Source organism: Tepidimonas fonticaldi (assembly GCF_007556755.1).
Classification (GTDB): domain Bacteria; phylum Pseudomonadota; class Gammaproteobacteria; order Burkholderiales; family Burkholderiaceae_C; genus Tepidimonas; species Tepidimonas fonticaldi.
The window spans coordinates 59,871-77,189 of record NZ_VJOO01000012.1 but is presented as its reverse complement, the minus strand read 5'-3'; the positions used below and the strand labels follow the sequence as shown (position 1 = coordinate 77,189).

General features: G+C 67.1%; 16 protein-coding genes and 1 pseudogene. 14 read left to right on the top strand and 3 right to left on the bottom strand.

Annotated elements, in window-relative coordinates:
* Positions 1-233: 233 nt before the first annotated feature.
* Positions 234-461, bottom strand: a pseudogene (locus Tfont_RS07820) (transposase); the annotation flags it as partial.
* Positions 462-1,018: 557 nt separating this feature from the next.
* Between Tfont_RS07820 and Tfont_RS07810 the strand changes: the two are divergent.
* From Tfont_RS07810 to mtgA, 4 genes are all read left to right on the top strand, one after another.
* Positions 1,019-1,714: a 7-cyano-7-deazaguanine/7-aminomethyl-7-deazaguanine transporter gene (locus Tfont_RS07810; RefSeq protein WP_068610957.1), complete on the top strand. Its 696-nt coding sequence runs from the start codon at positions 1,019-1,021 to the stop codon at positions 1,712-1,714.
* 129 nt (positions 1,715-1,843) lie between these two features.
* Positions 1,844-3,922 (top strand): ribonuclease catalytic domain-containing protein, encoded by a 2,079-nt coding sequence (locus Tfont_RS07805; RefSeq protein ID WP_143969010.1) that lies wholly within the window; start codon positions 1,844-1,846, stop codon positions 3,920-3,922.
* A 10-nt stretch (positions 3,923-3,932) separates the two neighbouring features.
* Positions 3,933-4,817 carry an energy transducer TonB gene (locus Tfont_RS07800; protein WP_143969009.1) on the top strand — a complete coding sequence of 295 codons (885 nt, stop codon included), beginning with the start codon at positions 3,933-3,935 and terminating at the stop codon, positions 4,815-4,817.
* Positions 4,814-5,596: a monofunctional biosynthetic peptidoglycan transglycosylase gene (gene mtgA, locus Tfont_RS07795; RefSeq protein WP_390612388.1), complete on the top strand. Its 783-nt coding sequence runs from the start codon at positions 4,814-4,816 to the stop codon at positions 5,594-5,596. The genes Tfont_RS07800 and mtgA overlap by 4 nt, the downstream gene beginning before the upstream one ends.
* A 391-nt stretch (positions 5,597-5,987) precedes the next feature.
* On the opposite strand, the gene cobA is transcribed toward mtgA, so the two are convergent.
* Positions 5,988-6,842 carry a uroporphyrinogen-III C-methyltransferase gene (cobA, locus tag Tfont_RS07790; RefSeq protein ID WP_390612386.1) on the bottom strand — a complete coding sequence of 285 codons (855 nt, stop codon included), beginning with the start codon at positions 6,840-6,842 and terminating at the stop codon, positions 5,988-5,990.
* Between the two features lie 210 nt (positions 6,843-7,052).
* Here cobA and Tfont_RS07785 point away from each other — a divergent pair, with 210 nt between their 5' ends.
* From Tfont_RS07785 to Tfont_RS07740, 10 genes are all read left to right on the top strand, one after another.
* On the top strand, positions 7,053-8,774 hold the full coding sequence (locus Tfont_RS07785; RefSeq protein ID WP_143969007.1) for a nitrite reductase: 1,722 nt from the start codon (positions 7,053-7,055) through the stop codon (positions 8,772-8,774).
* 157 nt (positions 8,775-8,931) lie between these two features.
* Complete coding sequence (locus tag Tfont_RS07780) at positions 8,932-9,279, top strand: c-type cytochrome (protein ID WP_143969006.1); 348 nt, start codon at positions 8,932-8,934, stop codon at positions 9,277-9,279.
* Positions 9,276-10,469 carry a cytochrome D1 domain-containing protein gene (locus Tfont_RS07775; protein ID WP_143969005.1) on the top strand — a complete coding sequence of 398 codons (1,194 nt, stop codon included), beginning with the start codon at positions 9,276-9,278 and terminating at the stop codon, positions 10,467-10,469. Before Tfont_RS07780 ends, Tfont_RS07775 begins: the two co-directional genes overlap by 4 nt.
* A 3-nt stretch (positions 10,470-10,472) precedes the next feature.
* Entirely contained in the window at positions 10,473-11,519 is a 1,047-nt protein-coding gene (gene ahbB, locus Tfont_RS07770; RefSeq protein WP_143969004.1) for a siroheme decarboxylase subunit beta, read from the top strand.
* On the top strand, positions 11,506-12,006 hold the full coding sequence (locus tag Tfont_RS07765; protein WP_143969003.1) for an Lrp/AsnC family transcriptional regulator: 501 nt from the start codon (positions 11,506-11,508) through the stop codon (positions 12,004-12,006). The genes ahbB (Tfont_RS07770) and Tfont_RS07765 overlap by 14 nt, the downstream gene beginning before the upstream one ends.
* Complete coding sequence (ahbB, locus tag Tfont_RS07760; RefSeq protein WP_143969002.1) at positions 11,993-12,475, top strand: siroheme decarboxylase subunit beta; 483 nt, start codon at positions 11,993-11,995, stop codon at positions 12,473-12,475. The genes Tfont_RS07765 and ahbB (Tfont_RS07760) overlap by 14 nt, the downstream gene beginning before the upstream one ends.
* Position 12,476: 1 nt before the next feature.
* Complete coding sequence (gene nirJ, locus Tfont_RS07755; RefSeq protein WP_143969001.1) at positions 12,477-13,706, top strand: heme d1 biosynthesis radical SAM protein NirJ; 1,230 nt, start codon at positions 12,477-12,479, stop codon at positions 13,704-13,706.
* A gap of 73 nt (positions 13,707-13,779) precedes the next feature.
* On the top strand, positions 13,780-15,309 hold the full coding sequence (locus tag Tfont_RS07750; protein WP_260682311.1) for a nitrite reductase: 1,530 nt from the start codon (positions 13,780-13,782) through the stop codon (positions 15,307-15,309).
* A 104-nt stretch (positions 15,310-15,413) separates the two neighbouring features.
* Entirely contained in the window at positions 15,414-15,980 is a 567-nt protein-coding gene (locus Tfont_RS07745) for a cytochrome c oxidase subunit 3 (RefSeq protein ID WP_260682310.1), read from the top strand.
* Between the two features lie 14 nt (positions 15,981-15,994).
* Positions 15,995-16,270, top strand: a complete 276-nt coding sequence (locus Tfont_RS07740) for a cytochrome C oxidase subunit IV family protein (protein ID WP_143968998.1) — start codon at positions 15,995-15,997, stop codon at positions 16,268-16,270.
* On the opposite strand, the gene Tfont_RS07735 is transcribed toward Tfont_RS07740, so the two are convergent.
* The gene (locus Tfont_RS07735; RefSeq protein ID WP_143968997.1) at positions 16,271-17,281 is read right to left on the bottom strand and encodes a hypothetical protein; all 1,011 of its coding nucleotides are present in this window, start codon (positions 17,279-17,281) and stop codon (positions 16,271-16,273) included.
* Positions 17,282-17,319: the final 38 nt, after the last annotated feature.

Genomic DNA, 17,319 nt, shown 5'->3' with positions numbered 1-17,319 from the left:
GCCCACGAAGGGGCTTGCTGGAGCCCAAGAACCGTTCAGCATCTGTTTCGATCCCATCCTACGAAACGATATTGACCCTGAACTCGTCGCCACGAACGAGTGGGCGGGGTAGTGCAGAGGTTCCCTAACAGGCCGTTGAAAAATCCCCATCGAAGCGGCCATGTACCCGTTTGCGTGGGTCCGAAGCCGGCGCAAGCCGTTTTTCCGGGCTGCGACGGCCGCCTGGGTGGCATGCTGCGGATGGAAAACAGGATTTGCAGCAGCAGCGCCTTGAGCAGCATCTCTGGCGGCACCGAAGGGCGGCCGCGGCGGGCATAGACCGCTTCGAACTCTGCGCTCATGCTGGCCAGCAAGGCATCCACCAAGCCCCGCAGCTCGCGCAGCGGGTGTCTGGCCGGTACCCGCTCTTCGAGGCTGACGTCGCTGAACATCGCCCCCTGGATGTTCTGTGTGCCTCTCATCTTCGGTGTCTGCTGTCTCGGCGTCGCCGCCGCTCACATGGTACCGGCCGCACGGGCAGCTGCGGGGGAGTTTTTCAACGGCCTGCTAGGTCGCCACGGCCGGCAAGCTGGGGGAGCTGCTGCACGGCTACGAACGCGTCGACGCGCTGCCGGGCGTCGAGCTGCAGGCGGTGGACGCGGGCAAGCGCGCGCTGCAGACCAGCGACGGCGAGCTGCGCTACGACCACGCCAACCTGATGCTGCCGATGCGGACCCACGCCTTGGTGCGGCAGGCGGGCCTGGGTCAGTGCTGGGCCGACGTGGAGCTGCCGACCTTCCAGGCCAAGGCGGACGCGCGCATCTTCGTCATCGGCGACGCGCAGGGCAGCCCCCAGCCCAAGAGCGGTCAGGTTGCCTTCGGCCAGGTGCGCGCGGCATCTGGCGCACGATGCTGGGCTGACGAAGGCGCGGCATGCACGGCCGCGCGGGGCGCGCTACACTTGCTCCCTTCGACCTCCAAGCCGGCCATTGCGGTCGGTGTGGGTTCCCTTACCCCACTCATCAAAAAGGATCGTTCCATGGCCTTCGTCGCCACGGCGCCGTCGCCGCGCCCATCCCATCCCCTGCCCCCGGAACAGCTGCCGCGTGTGCTGGCGGTGCTCGCGTTGCTGCATGTGCTCGTCATCATCGCCAGCAATGTGCTGGTGCAATTGCCGTTTCAGATCGGCGGCGTGCACACCACCTGGGGGGCGTTCACGTTTCCGCTGGTGTTCGTGCTGACGGACCTGACGGTCCGGCTGCTCGGGCCCGCCGCGGCGCGGCGCGTCGTCGCGCGCGTGATGCTGCCGGCGCTGGCGGCCTCCTACGTCGTGTCGGTGCTGTTCGTCGATGGGCGCTTCGCCGGCTGGGCGGGGCTGGCCACGTTCAACGACTTCGTCTTCCGCATCGCGCTGGCCAGTTTTGCCGCCTACGTGGTCGGCCAACTGACCGACATCGCCGTGTTCGCGCGGCTGCGCCGGCTGCGCGCGTGGTGGGTGGCACCGGCCGCCTCCACCATCGTCGGGGGGCTGATCGACACCTTCGTGTTCTTCGCCGCGGCGTTCTGGCGCAGCCCCGACGCCTTCATGGCCGAGCACTGGGTCGAGATCGCCGCGGTGGACTACGCCACCAAGCTCGCCTTCAGCCTGCTGGCGCTGCTGCCGCTGTACGGGGCGGCGCTGCGCGCGCTGCTGCGCCGGCTGCCCACCGCCCCGCTCACCCCCCAGGCCGTCTGAGCCTGCCGGCCGGCACCGCGACCGCTTAGCCGGGCGCCGTGTCGTTACACTAGGCGCCACCCCCGCAACCCGCGGTGGGCGCACGGCGCCCGCCGCCTTTACGCCGTCACGCGCGCGAGACCGTCCACCTTGTTCGCCCTGTTCGACGACGCCGGCAAGCTGCACGCCGGCCGCATCTTGTCCGGCACCGACGCCTCGGTCCAGCTCGAGCTGGACTCGGGCCGCCGGCTCAAGGTCAAGTCCGCCCATGTGCTGCTGACCTTCGAGCAGCCGGCGCCGGCCGCGCTGCTGGAGCAGGCCGGGGCGCTGGCGGCGGACATCGACCTCGACCTGGCGTGGGAGTTCGCGCCGGAGGAGGAGTTCGGCTTCGCGGAGCTGGCGGCGCTGTACTTCGACGATCCGCCCAGCGCCGTGCAGCAGGCGGCGACGCTGCTGAAACTGTACGAGGCACCGCACTACTTCCGCCGCGCCGGCAAGGGTGGGCGCTTCCGCAAGGCGCCGGCCGATGTGCTGCAACAGGCGCTGGCCGCCATCGAGCGCAAGAAGGCCGTGCAGGCGCAGATCGACGCCTGGGCCGCCGAGCTGGTGGCCGGCCGCTGCCCGGAAGCGGTGCGCGCGCAGCTCTACCGCATCCTGTTCCGCCCGGACAAGAACGCGCCGGAATACAAAGCCGTGGTGCACGCCGCGCGCGAGGCGCACCTGGCGCCGCTGGCGCTGCTGCAGCGCGCCGGGGCCATCACCAGCGCCTACCAGTTCCATTGGCAGCGCTTTTTGTTTGAGCACTTTCCGCGCGGCACCGGCTTTCCGGACCTGCCGGCGCCGCCGCTGCCGGACGACTTGCCGCTGGCCGACGGCGTGGCGGCGTTCTCGATCGACGACTCCAGCACCACCGAGATCGACGATGCGCTGAGCGTGCAGGGCCTGGGCAGCGGCACGGTGACGCTGGGCATCCACATCGCCGCCCCTGCCCTGGCGATCGCGCCGGACAGCGCGCTGGACGCCGTGGCGCGCCAGCGGCTGTCCACCGTCTACATGCCGGGGCACAAGATCACCATGCTGCCGGATGCGGTGGTGCAGGCCTACACGCTGCTGGAGGGCGCGCCGCGGCCGGCGGTGTCGCTGTACCTGACGATCGACGAGGGGACGCTGGAGATCCGCGGCGCGACGACGCGGCTGGAGCGCGTGCCGATCGCGCACAACCTGCGCCACGACCGGCTCGACACCGTGGTGACGGCGGCATGGCTGGACGAGCCCGCGCGCGCGCACGAGGCGCCGCCGGAGGTGGCGGCGCTGCAGCCGCAGCTGGCCTTCCTGTGGCGGCTGGCGCAGGCGTGCAAGACGCGGCGCGAGGCGGTGCGCGGCCGCCCCGAGACCTTCACCCGCCCGGACTACACCTTCAACCTGGAAGGCGTGACCGGGCCGGAGCCGACCGGCGAGGAGACGGTGGTGATCGGCACGCGCGCCCGCGGCGCGCCGCTGGACCTGATGGTGGCCGAGGCGATGATCCTGGCCAACAGCCACTGGGGCCAGTGGCTGGCGAGCCTGGGCGTGCCCGGCATCTACCGCAGCCAGGCGAGCCTGGCCCCCGGTGTGAAGGTGCGCATGGGCACCAAGGCGCTGCCGCACGCCGGCATCGGCGTGTCGTGCTACGCCTGGAGCACGTCGCCGCTGCGCCGCTACACCGACTTGGTCAACCAGTGGCAAATCATCGCCTGCGCGCGCCACGGGGCGGCCGCAGCCTTGGCAGCGCCATTCAAGCCACGCGACGCCGCGCTACTGGCCATCATCAGCGCTTTCGACGCCGCCTACAGCGCCTACAACCAGTTCCAGGGCACGATGGAGCGCTATTGGACGCTGCGCTATCTGCGCCAGCAGGGCATCACCGAGCTCGAAGCGGCCTATCTGAAGGACAACCTGGTACGTGCCGAGACGTTGCCGCTGGTGTTTTCGGTACTGGGCACCGAGGGCTTGCAACGGGGCGAGCGCGTGCGCGTGCGGCTGGGCACGATCGACGAAGTGTCACTGGAAGTCACCGGCACCGTCGTCGAACGCCTGGGCGCCACCGAGCCGGTGGCCGAGACCGACGAAACGCTGGAGGGCGAGAGCGAGGCGCCGCTGGCCGCACCCCTGACCGTTGCCGTGGCGCTGGACGACGGCGACGAAGGTGCGTCCGACGATGCCGGGGCGCCCTCTGCCGCCGCGACGTGAGGCTGCCCCCATGGCGCTGCCGCGTGTGCTCGCCACCCTCAGTGACCGCCTGCGGGCCGACCCGCTGCCGTGGACGCTGGCGCTGTCGGTGGTGGCGCACGCCGTGGTACTGACGGTGCAGTTCGTACCTCCGCTGCGCCCCCAGCGGCTGCTGCAGGATGCCCCCTTGGAGGTGATTCTGGTCAACGCCCGCAGCGAGCAAGCGCCACAGCGCGCCCAGGCGATCGCGCAGGCGAATCTGGCCGGCGGTGGACAGCTCGACCAGGGCCGCGCCACCTCACCGCTACCACCCGCCCCGGTGGTGCGCGTCGGCGATGCGCTGGAGGACGAGGAGCAGCGCATCGAAGCGATGAAGGCGCAGCAAACCCGGCTGCTGGCCCAGTTGCGTGAGGAAATCGCGCGCTTAAGCGCTGCTCCGCTGCCGGCCAACGCCGATGCCGACGGCCGCGAGCAGCGTCGGCGCGCGTTGATTCGCACCCTGGCCGAAATCGAGCGCCGCATCAACGAGGAAAACGCGCGCCCGCGACGCCGCTACATCAGCCCGGCCACCCAAGAAGCGGTGTACGCGCTGTACTACGACGAGCTGCGCCGCCGTATCGAGGACCGCGGCACCGCGCAGTTTCCCGAACAGGGGGGGCGCAAACTCTACGGCGAGCTGACCATGACCATCACTGTCAATCACGACGGGCGGGTGCTGGCCACGGAAGTGGTGCAGGGCTCGGGCAACCCCGTGCTCGATCGGCGCGCCGAGGCCATCGTGCACAGCCTGCGCTTTGCGCACTTCAACCCCGCCATGCGCGCGCGCGCCGATCAGATCGTGGTCGTCTCGCGCTTTCGCTTCACGCGCGAGGCGGGCCTGCAAACCCAAATGACGGCCCCGGCCGCCACGCCATGAGTCGCCGACGCAACGCTGCCCGCGCCGCCGGCGCACCCCCACGGCGCGGCCGCGTGGCGCACGCGCTGGGGTCGATGCTGCTGGGGGTGCTGCTGGCCGCGCTGGCCCTGCAAGGATGGTGGGTGGCGCGCATCGCCGCGCTGCGCTTCATCGACCCCAGCAGCACCACCTTTCAGCGCTCGGAGCTGTGGCGACTGCTGCAAACCGGCGACGCCCACCGCTGGCGCCAGCAGTGGGTGCCGTACGAGCGTATCTCACCGCATCTGAAGCGCGCCGTGGTGGCCGCCGAAGATGCCGGCTTCGTCGATCACTTCGGCGTCGACTGGGACGCGGTGACCGCCGCCTGGCAACGCAACCAGCGACTGCGCGACCGCGCCCGAGGCCACGGCGACGGACCGGTGCGCCCGGCGCGCGTGGCGGGGGGGTCGACCATCACGCAGCAGCTGGCCAAAAACCTGTTTTTGTCCGGCGAGCGCACTTTGTGGCGCAAGGGGCAGGAGCTGTGGTTGACGTGGATGCTGGAGGCCCTGCTGAACAAGCGGCGCATCCTCGAAATCTATCTCAACAGCGTGGAGTGGGGCGACGGCGTCTTCGGCGCCGAAGCGGCGGCGCAGCACTACTTTCGCAAGTCCGCGGCACAACTCAGCGCCACCGAGGCAGCGCGTCTGGCGGCGCTGCTGCCTGCCCCCAAACGCTATGGAAGGCGGCTGGCTGCTGGGACGGCTCCCTCGCACACCCGTGTGATACTGGAGCGCATGGGGTCGGTGCGCCTACCCTAGCAACCTGTCGGCCTTGAATAAGCTTGTGGCCAGGACCGCCGTGGCGCGAATCTTATGTGGGGCACGCATGTCACGGACTCGATGATGCCCAACACAGGCTCCACGAGCGGCTGAGGCAACACACAGATCGCATGACTCGCACGCGTCTTGAGACGCGTGCGTCATGGGTTCCAGGTATTGACAAACGGTTGACCAAGCCCGCAAGCCGCAGTCGGCGGTGTCAACTGCGAGCTTTTTTATGGACCGCAGGCCCCGCACTCGGCCAACCGCGCTTCGGATGCCCTGCAGAACCAGGTTCAGAGCGATTTGACCCGTGGTTCGGCGTCATGCTCAAAACGACGTCGACCGCCTAGCGACGCAAAACCGTACTGCCTCGGCCGATGTTCGCGTTCTATCCGGTCAACGCGTGGACAGCGGTTACCGACTCGGCGACTGGATCTGCGGCCAGCGCCTGCTGCAACTGCGCACGCACAGTCACTACGGTACCGATTATGATCAGCGCCGGTGGTCGAACCTGGTGGCGCCGAGCCAGCGCAGGCAGTCGAGCCACGGTGCCAGTGATGCAGCGCTCTTCGGGCAGCGTGGCTTTTTCCACCAGCGCAGCCGGCGTGTCGCCGGGCAGGCCGTGGTGCATGAGCTGGCGGCAGATTTCGGGTAGGTTGTTTACGCCCATGTAGAGCACCACCGTCTGGCGCGGGCGGGAAAGCATGGCCCAGTCCATGTCCAGGTCTTTGCCATCGCGCAGGTGGCCGGTGGCCAGCACCAGCGAGGCGGCGTGGTCACGGTGGGTCAACGGTATGCCCACCGACGCCGCTGCGCCCTGCGCTGCGGTTATGCCGGGGATGACGATGAAGGGGATGCCCTCGGCGGCCAGCGCCTGTGCCTCCTCGCCGCCGCGGCCGAAGATGTAGCCATCACCGCCCTTGATGCGCAGCAGCGAACGGCCGCTGCGCGCCAGCCGCAGCATGAGCTCGATGATATTTTCCTGCGGCATGGTGTGGCGCGACGACTCCTTCCCCACATAGATGCATTCCGCCTGCGATGGCAACAACTCCAACACCGCCGGGCTGACCAGGCGGTCGTACAGCACCAGCTGCGCCGCCTGCAGGGCTTTGACAGCCTTGACGGTCAGCAGCTCCGGGTCACCCGGCCCAGCGCCGAGCAAGGTGACCGTGCCGGGTGCAGGCGCTGCCCTGCTGGCGCGGCGCGTCGGGTTCATCAACTGACTCAGGTCGACCAGGTTCATGGGAGCTCCGTCTTGTGGGGACTGTTGCTGTCGGTCATTGTTCAGAGCCTGCCGCAGCGCGTCCTTGAACCAGTTCAAGGACAGACCAGCGATGGCGATAGACGATGCGTTCAGCTCGCAACATGGTCTAGGACAGCTGCCTCGCGAGCCGGTTGCACCGTCGTTGGTGTGACCTTCCTTCACAGCTGACCGCATACAGAGAGAACCCCCATGAAGACCACTCAGATCGTCCTGTCGGCGCTGGGCATGGCTGCAATGTTGGTGGCTGGATCTAGCCTGGCCCAGGACAAGAAGAACATCACTCTGCCAGAGAGCAATTACCAAGCCGGTGGATCACCGCTGGCCAACGAGCCGATGTACCAGGCCACCAACCCCAAGGCGCCGCCGATGACGCAGGCCGAGTTTGACAAAGCGCGGCAGATCTACTTCGAGCGCTGCGCCGGCTGTCACGGCGTGCTGCGAAAGGGTGCAACCGGCAAGCCGCTGACTCCGGACATCACACAGACCAAAGGCACCGATTACCTCAAAGTCTTCATCGCCTACGGCTCGCCGGCCGGCATGCCCAACTGGCAGACAAGCGGCGAAATGACCGAGGAGGAAGTGGACCTGATGGCGCGCTACATCCAGCACGACCCACCGACACCGCCCGAATTCGGCATGGCGGACATGAAGGCGACGTGGAAGGTCATCGTGCCGCCGGAGCAGCGGCCGAAGAAGAAGATGAACAACTACAACATCAGCAACATCTTCTCAACCACGCTGCGCGACACCGGCGAGGTGGCGCTGATCGACGGCGACACGAAGAAGATCATCAACATCGTGAAGACCGGCTACGCGGTGCACATCTCGCGGCTGTCGGCCTCCGGACGCTACCTGTACGTGATCGGGCGCGACGGCAAGATCAACATGATCGACCTGTGGATGGAGAAGCCCGACAACGTCGCCGAGATCCGCATTGGTCTGGAGGCGCGCTCGGTCGACACCAGCAAGTACAAGGGCTACGAGGACAAGTTCGCGATCGCCGGCGCCTACTGGCCGCCGCAGTACGTGATCATGAAGGGCGACACGCTCGAGCCGCTGAAGATCGTCAGCACGCGCGGCAACACCGTCGACACGCAGGAGTACCACCCCGAGCCGCGCGTGGCGAGCATCGTCGCGAGCCACTTCAAGCCCGAGTTCGTCGTCAACGTGAAGGAGACGGGCCAGACGCTGATGGTCGACTACTCGAACATCGACGCGCTGAAGGTCACCTCGATCGGCACCGCGCGCTTCCTGCACGACGGCGGCTGGGACTCGACGAAGCGCTACTTCCTCGTTGCCGCCAACCAGAGCAATAAGATCGTCGCCGTCGACGCGAAGGAAGGCAAGCTCGTCAAGCTGATCGACGTCGGACAGATCCCGCACCCGGGCCGTGGCGCCAACTTCGTCCATCCGAAGTACGGCCCCGTCTGGGCCACGGGCCACCTGGGTGACGAGACCATCGCGCTCATCGGCACCGACCCGGTCAAGCACAAGGCCAACGCCTGGAAGATGGTGCAGTCGCTCAAGGGCCAGGGTGGCGGGTCGCTGTTCATCAAGACCCATCCCAAGTCGCACCACCTGTATGTGGACACGCCGCTGAACCCGGATCCGAAGATCTCGCAATCCGTGGCGGTGTTCGACATCCGCAACCTGGACAAGGGCTACACCGTGCTGCCCATCGCCGAATGGGCGGGAATCAAGGACGATGGCGCCAAGCGCGTCGTGCAACCGGAGTTCAACAAGTCGGGCGATGAGGTCTGGTTCTCGGTGTGGAGCGCGAAAAACAAGGAAAGCGCAATCGTCGTCGTCGACGACAAGACGCTCAAGCTCAAGGCCGTGATCAAGGACCCGCGCCTGATCACGCCGACGGGCCACTTCAACGTCCACAACACCCAGCACGACGTGTATTGAGTCTCCCCCTGCGCCGCTGACGCGGCTTCCCCCCCTCCGTGGCGCGCCTGCGGCGCTTCGAGGGGGGACGGCCCCTGCGGCCCGGCGAAGCCGGTTCCACGGGGCCCCTGGGTTGGAGTCTCTTCGTTGATCTGCTTTTGTTGGTTGTTCGTTGGCCATGAACCTTCGTTCTCTTCTTTCGCTGTTGCTGGCTTTTCCTGCTTTTGCTGCGTTGGCGCAGCCGGCGGGTGAGCCGGATGCGGCGCGGGCGCGGGCGCTGGTGCACATGGTCCGGCAGGACTGCGGGTCCTGCCACGGCATGCGTCTGACCGGGGGGCTGGGGCCGGCCCTGACCCCGGCGGCCCTGGCCGACTTTCCGCTGGAGAACCTGGCGGCCGTGATCTACCACGGCCGACCCGGCACTCCCATGCCGCCCTGGAAGGCGATGCTCAGCGAGTCCGAGGCACGCTGGATTGCACAACGCCTGCAGCAGGGCTTTCCTGAAGAACATGCGGGTACGCGATGAAACGCCGCGAATGGCTGGCCACGGCGGCCACCCTCACATCTTTCGCCGCACTGGGCGGACTGGCCGGCTGTGCCGCCCCCGCGCTGCGCGGCACCGGCGACCTGGGCGTGGTCATCGGCCGCGCCAACGGCACGCTCTACCTGGTCGACACCTCCACCCGCACCCTGATCGGCGAAGTGCCCGGTCTGGGCGATCTTTCTCACGCCTCGGTCGTGTTCTCGCGCGACGGGCGCTATGCCTATGTGTTCGGGCGCGACGGCGCGCTCACCATGGTCGACCTGCTCACGCAGCGCATCACCCGCCGCGTCATGCAGGCGGGCAATTCCATCGGCGGCGCCATCAGCGCCGACGGCACGCTGGTCGCGGCGCAGAACTACACGCCCGGCGGCATAAAAGTATTTGACTCGCGCACGCTCGAACTCGTGGCCGACATTCCGGCCGAATACGCACCCGGCAAACTGTCCCGCGTCGTGGGGCTGGTCGATCTGCCGGGCCGGCGCTTTGCCTACAGCCTGTTCGACGCCGACGCGATCTGGGTCACCGACTGTTCGGATCTGCAGCACATCACCACCCGCAAGTTCAGTGGTATCGGCCGCCAGCCCTATGACGCGCTGGTTACACCCGACGGCCGCCACTACATCGCCGGCCTGTTCGGTGAAGACGGACTGGCCATGCTTGATCTCTGGGCAGACCAGCCCAAGGTCGTACGCATCCTCGATGGCTATGGCAAGGGCCAGCAGCCGCTGCCTGTCTACAAGATGCCGCATCTGCGCGGCTGGGCCGTGGCCGGACGCCGCATTTATCTGCCCGCCATCGGTCGGCACGAGGTGCTGGTGGTGGACACCGAAAGCTGGCAGGAAGTGGGCCGCGTCCCAGTTGCAGGCCAGCCCGTGTTCGTGATGGCGCGGCCAGACGGCCGCCAGGTCTGGGTCAACTTCGCCGTACCCCAATACCACCGTGTGCAGGTCATAGATACGCTGCGCCAACGAGTCGTACAGACGCTCGAACCGGGCAAGGCGGTACTCCATATGGAGTTTACGCCTCGCGGCGAGGCAGTGTGGATCAGCAGCCGCGACGACAACCGTGTGAGCGTGGTCAGCACCAGCGACTTTCGCGTCCTGGCCCGACTGGACATACCGGCGCCCAGTGGCATTTTCTTCACCTGGCGCGCGGCCCGCATGGGGTTCTGAACCATGGTCACTGCGGTACGCCATCCGATCGACACCAGCCTGCGCCTACTCAACGACTGGCAGCGCGGCTTTCCGTTGTGCCACGACCCATTCGGCATACTGGCCGACGCGACCGGTCAATCGCGCGCTGCGGTGCTCGACACGCTACGCCAGGCCCAGGCAGACGGCCACATCAGCCGCATCGGCGGTGTCTTCGCCCATGACAGTGGCGGCGATGCCATGCTGGTGGCCATGGCCGTGCCGGTGGACCGTATCGATGAGGTGGCCACCACGGTCTCGGCGCATCCGGGCGTCAATCACAACTACCTGCGTGAGCATCACTACAACCTTTGGTTCGTGATGACCGGCACCGACCGCGCCGCGGTGGATAACGGGGTAACGGATCTGGAGTGGGTCACCGGCCTGCGCACCTTGCGGTTGCGCATGGTGCGCCCGTACCGGATCGATCTGGGTTTCGATTTGCGCGGCAACACGGCCACGCAGCCCATGCGCGCGCTGCCGCGACGCAGCGCCCTGGCACCACTGACGCCCAGCCTGTGGCCGCTGGCCCAGCGGGTAGAGGCCGGACTGCCGCTGGTCGAGTATCCCTACGCGGCCTGGGCCGAAGAACTGGGCTGGAGCGAGAATGAAGTGATCGAAAGCATTGATCACTGGCTGGCAGAAGGCCGACTCAAGCGCTTCGGCGTGGTGGTACGCCATCACGAACTGGGCTTTACGGCCAACGCCATGACGGTGTTCGATGTCCCCGATGCCCGCGTGGACGCCGTCGGAGCGGTGCTGGCTGCTCAGGTCGGCGTGACTCTGGCCTACCGGCGCGAGCGCGCCGAGGGTTGGCCTTACAACCTCTACGCCATGGTACACGGCACCCACCGTCAGGCGGTGATGGCCGTTATTGAGCGCATAACAATGGCAGCCGGTCTGGACGGCTACCCGCGCGAAGTGCTGTTCTCCATCCGTCGTTTCAAGCAGACCGGCGGGCGACGATTTCGCGGCTGGCACGCTGCCGGCGGCGCTGCCCCAGCACCGGAGGCTATCCATGCCCACGCCTGACGACCTGCGCTTGATTGACCGGCTGCACGGCGGCTTTCCGCTGTGCGATCGCCCCTTTGCTGCGGTAGCGGCCGACCTCGGTTGCAGCGAGGACGCGGTGATCGACCGCCTGCGACGCCTGCTGGCGAACGGAGACCTCACGCGCTTTGGTCCACTGTTCCAGATCGAGCGCGCCGGTGGCCGTTTCGTTCTGGCCGCTATGGCAGTGCCCGAGGAGCGCTTCGAGACCGTGGCCGCGCAGGTGGGGGCCCTCAGCGAAGTCGCCCATAACTACCGCCGCGAATCGGCCCACCCCAACCAGCCCGGCGCCACAACGCTGAACATGTGGTTCGTCATCGCCGTGGAACGCCCCGATCAGGTCGAGCGCGTGACCGAACAGATCGAAGCCATGACCAAGCTACCGGTCTACACCTTCCCCAAGAAGCGCGAGTTCTTCGTCGAACTGCGCCTGCCGCTGCTGACCGGAGGTGACCATGCCCCTCAATGAACTGGACCGTCGCATCATCCGCGCCACGCAGTCGGGCCTGCCCCTGGTGCCTCGCCCCTATGAAGCCGTGGGTGCCGCACTGGGCATCAGCGGCAAGCTGGTGCAAGAGCGGCTACAGGCCATGCTTGATGAGGGCGTGATCCGCCGCATCGGTGCCGTCCCCAACCATTACCGCCTTGGCTTCACCGCCAATGGCATGAGCGTGTGGGACGTCGTCGATGAACGCGTGGACGAACTCGGTGAGCAAATCGGAAAGCTCACCTTCGTGAGCCACTGCTACCAGCGCCTCAGAAAACCACCCATCTGGAACTACAACTTGTTCGTTATGCTGCACGGCCGATCGCGAGACGAGGTGGAGGCCCAGGCGCAGCAGGTGGCGGCCTTGCTGGGCGACGCCTGCCGCTCGCACGACATCCTCTACTCCACCGCCATCCTAAAGAAGACGGGATTGCGTATCTCGGAGGACTGACATGTTTCGTATCAGCCAGTACCTGCGCGAACTCGCGTTGGCCGAACTGACCGGGCAATGGCCCGCTGCCAAACCTCGCGGCAACGGAAACCCAGTCGGCCCCGTCGTGATCTGGAACCTCATCCGGCGCTGCAACCTCACCTGCAAACATTGCTATGCCCTCTCAGCCGATCACGACTACCCCGGCGAGCTCTCGCGCGACGAGGTATTGACCGTCATGGATGATCTCAAGGCCTTCAACGTGCCGGTGCTCATCCTCTCTGGCGGTGAGCCGCTGATGCGGCCGGACCTGTTCGACATCGCCGAACATGCCAAGCGCCTAGGTTTCTATATCGGACTGTCGACCAACGGCACCCTCATCGATGCCCCCATGGCCGACCGCATTGCGGCGCACCGCTTTGACTATGTAGGCATCAGCCTGGACGGTCTGAAGGAGACGCACGACAAATTCCGCCGCCTCGACGGAGCCTTCGACCGCAGTCTGATGGCCGTGCGCCTGCTGCGCGAACGCGGGGTCAAGGTCGGCCTGCGCTATACCATGACTGCGCTGAATGCGCATGATTTCGAGCCGCTCCTCGATCTGATGCGGGCAGAGCGGGTCAACAAATTCTATTTCTCGCATCTCAACTACGCCGGCCGTGGCAACATCCATCGCAGCAAGGACGCGCAGTCCCAAACCACCCGCGCTGCACTGGATCGGCTGTTCGAACGCGCCTGGCAGGCGGCGCACGATGGACTGGACGAGGAATACGTGACCGGCAACAACGATGCCGATGGCCCCTACCTGCTGCAATGGGTGGCGCAGCGCTTTCCGCGCTGGACTGAGGCACTGCGTGATCGCCTGGTCGCCTGGGGCGGCAACGCCAGCGGGGTCAACGTGGCCAACATCGACAACCTCGGCGTGGTTCATCCCGACACCATGTGGTGGCACTACAGCCTAGGCAGCGTGCGCGAGCGTCCGTTCTCGCAGATCTGGACCGACACGTCGGATCCGTTGATGGCCGGACTCAAGACCAAGCCCCGGCCCGTCGAGGGTCGTTGCGCGCGGTGCCGATACCTCGCCATTTGCGGTGGCAACACGCGCACCCGCGCCCAGCAGCTGACCGGCAACGCCTGGGCCGAAGACCCGGGCTGTTACCTGTCCGACGAAGAAATCGGTCTGCCCGACGGGTACGTCACCACGGCGGCCCGGCGCACCACCATCCGACTCACGGAGATCAACCATGCTTGAGCGGGTTCCGAGCGGTTGGCGCGAACGATTGGCCGACGCCGGGCGGGCCGCGTTGGTGCTGGCTCTGTGCTTGATGGGTATGGATATCGCGTCCGCTCAGACCATCGACGCCAAGGCCCTTTACCAGCAGCACTGTGCCGGGTGCCACGGGGAGCAGCGCACCGGCGCCATGGGGCCAGCCCTGCTGCCCGAAAGCCTGGAACGCTTGCGTCCGAGCGAGCTGCTCAAGGTCATCGCGCACGGCCGCCCCACCACGCAAATGCCGGGCTTCGCCCAACAACTGAGCGCCGACGAGATCGACGCACTCGCGACCTACATCCGAACTCCGGTGCTGCCCGCGCCCCGCTGGACCGAGGCCGACATCCGCGCCTCGCACAGGCTCAACGCACAACCGGATAACGAGCCAGCGAAACCGGTTTGGAATGGCGACCCGATGAACCTATTCGTCGTGGTGGAGGGCGGCGACCACCATGTCAGCCTGCTCGACGGCGATACCTTTGAGGTCATCACCCGCTTTGCCAGTCGCTTTGCGCTGCACGGCGGCCCTAAGTTCACACCCGACAGCCGCTACGTGTTTTTTGGTTCGCGCGATGGCTGGATCACCAAGTACGACCTCTGGCGTCTGCGTGTGGTGGCCGAGGTGCGAGCCGGCCTAAACATGCGCAACGTGGCAGTCAGCGGAGACGGAAAATGGGTAATGGCCGCCAACTACCTGCCGCACAGCGTGGTACTGTTTGACGCCGATTTGAATCTCAAGAAATCCTACGTTGCAGCCACACTCGACGGCAAGCAGACGTCGCGCGTTTCGGCCGTCTACGACGCCGCGCCGCGCCAAAGCTTTGTGGTGGCTTTGAAGGACATTCCCGAGCTATGGGAGATTTCTTACAACCCCGAGGCCGAGCCCATCTATGATGGCCTGGTGCATGACTATAGGATGGGCGAGTCGATTGCCAAACCCGGCTTCTTGGGCATACGCCGCACCCCGTTGGAGGAGCCGCTGGACGACTTTTTCTTCGACCAAAGCTATCGCCACGTCCTGGGCGCCACAAGGCCGAAAACCGGTGACGGCGAAGCGACCGCGCAGGTGGTCAACCTGGACGTGCGCCGCAAGATCGCCGACCTACCAATCGCCGGCATGCCCCACCTGGGCTCGGGTATCACCTTTGCCTGGAACGGCAGCACGGTGCTGGCCTCACCTAATCTGAAGAATGGGGCAATTGACGTCGTCGACATGAAGACTTGGAGGCTCGTCAAGACCATCCCTACCCCCGGTCCCGGCTTCTTCATCCGCAGCCACGAAAACACGCGCTACGCGTGGACCGACTCGATGATGAGTCCGACCGCCAGGGATACCCTGACCATCATTGACAAGATGACGCTGCAGCCCGTGGCCACGGTGAAGGAACCCGGCAAGACACTGACCCACGTTGAGTTCACCAAGGACGGCAGGTATGCGCTGGCCAGCGTGTGGGAGATGGACGGTGCGCTGATCGTCTACGACGCGAACACGTTCAAGGAGGTCAAGCGTCTTCCCATGCGCAAGCCGGTGGGCAAGTACAACGTGTGGAACAAGATCACCCGATCCGAGGGAACGTCACATTGACCCCCGTGCAACGCTGCGCACGTTCTCTTTCTCCTGCAGGGGAAGGACAACACCAGTGGCCCAGCGAAGGCGGTTCCACGGCTGCTTTGAATCGGGCACACACCTTGACGACACCCGCGCCGCGCTTGGCTGGCGACGGTGTGGTCTGGCTGCTGGTGCTGGCCGAGCTGCTGACCTTCGGTCTGCTGTTCGTGTCGTTCGCGATCACGCGCCACCTGCAGCCCGAGGTGTTCGCCCCCGGCCAGGCGTCGCTGAGTCTGCACACCGGGGTGCTCAACACCCTGCTGCTGGTGGCGGCCAGCTGGGCCGCCGTGCGCGCGGTGCGCTGCTTTGAAGCGGACCAGGGCCGGGCGGGTGCGCACTGGCTGCTGGCCGCGCTGGCGGGCGCCATCGGTTTCCTGGTCGTCAAGACCCACGAGTTCGCGGGCAAGGTGCAGCAAGGGTTCGACTGGGCCACCGATTCGTTCACGCTGCTCTACACCCTGCTCACCGGCTTCCACTACCTGCACGTGGTCGTGGGTGCCATCGTGTTCGCCGTGCTCTGGTTCAAGGCCCGTGCCGGCGCCTACGGGCGGGCCAACCACATGGCGCCGGCCTCGGGTGCGGTGTTCTGGCACATGGTCGACCTGCTGTGGATGGTGCTGTTCCCGCTGGTCTACGTCATCCGCTGAAGGTTGTGAAGAACATGCGATGGAACAAAGCCGACACCATCTTCGCGCTGCTCGCGCTCGCCACCTTGGCCAGCTGGTGGCTGGGCGAGGGCGCGGCCGTCAGTGGCCAGCACCTGGGCACCGTGGCCACACTTGCCGTGCTCGCGCTCTCGGCGCTCAAGGGCGCGCTGATCGCGCTGGACTACATGGAGCTGCGCCAGGCGCCCGCGCTGTGGCGCCGCGCGGTGATGGGCTGGCTGGTGGTGGTGCTGGGGCTGATCGTGCTGTTCAGCGTGGGGCTGCGCGGCTGATTAGCGCCCCCGCCGCACCGCCCGCACCATCACCGCCCCGAACAGCACAAACGCCAGCGCGTGGCCCGCGCCTGCCGCCGCCAGTCCATCCGCCCAGCCCGTGACCGATGCCCCCACCCGCAGCGCCAGGCTCACCCCCAGCACCGCCAGCGGCAGCAGCGCCCAGCGCGTGGGTTCGGGACGCCAACCGGCTAGGGCCGGCAGCATGATGGGGGCGTGGCCGAAGACCATGGCCATGACAAAACCCAGCCACAGTGCGTGCCAGGCGACGGTCTGGCCCATCAGCCCCAGCACCGACCCCGTCGCCAGCCAGACGTAGCCGACCACAAGGCAGATCGCAGTGTGGCCGGCCCAGCCTTTGGCGCGCCACTGGCGCGTGGCCACGTCCCAGCGCAGCAGCCAGGCGGCCAGCAGGGCCATGGTGGTCCACCACAGCGCCGTGGCCACACCGGGTTGCCACAGCGCCAGCAGCACCGCGGCCACTGCACCGGCCCAGACCAGCAGGAAGGCTTTCGAGGCCCACCCGGGCAGCTTCACCAGCCGCGTCAGTTCGCGCCGTTCGCCGGCGATGGTCAGCACCAGGAAGGCGCTCCAGCCGATGCGGGCGGCGTCCATCTGGCCCATCGCGAAGGCAGCGTTGGCCACCAGCAGGGCCAGCGCACCCGAGGCCTCCACCGCCAGCGGCAACGACATGGCGCGGTTCGATCCGGCCCAGGCGTAGAGCCACACCAGCCCGGCGGCCGAGGCCACCCACAGCACGCCCGCAGCGGTCCATTGGCCCACGCCCCAGGCCAGCCAGCCGCCCAGGGCCGCCAGCACCGGCACCCACAAACCGCGCCGCAGCGCGACCACGCGTTCGAGCGCGATCAGGGCGCCGAAGAAGCCGGCCATCATCACCGCGCCATGGGCACCGATGGCGTGGGCGCCGGTGGGGCCGAAGCCCTGCGCGGGCAGGCTGCCCAGGCGCACCAGACCGCCGCCGACGCCACCCAACAGGTTTAGCATGGCCATGGCCGCCACTAGGGCGATGGCCCAGCGCGGCAGAGGCG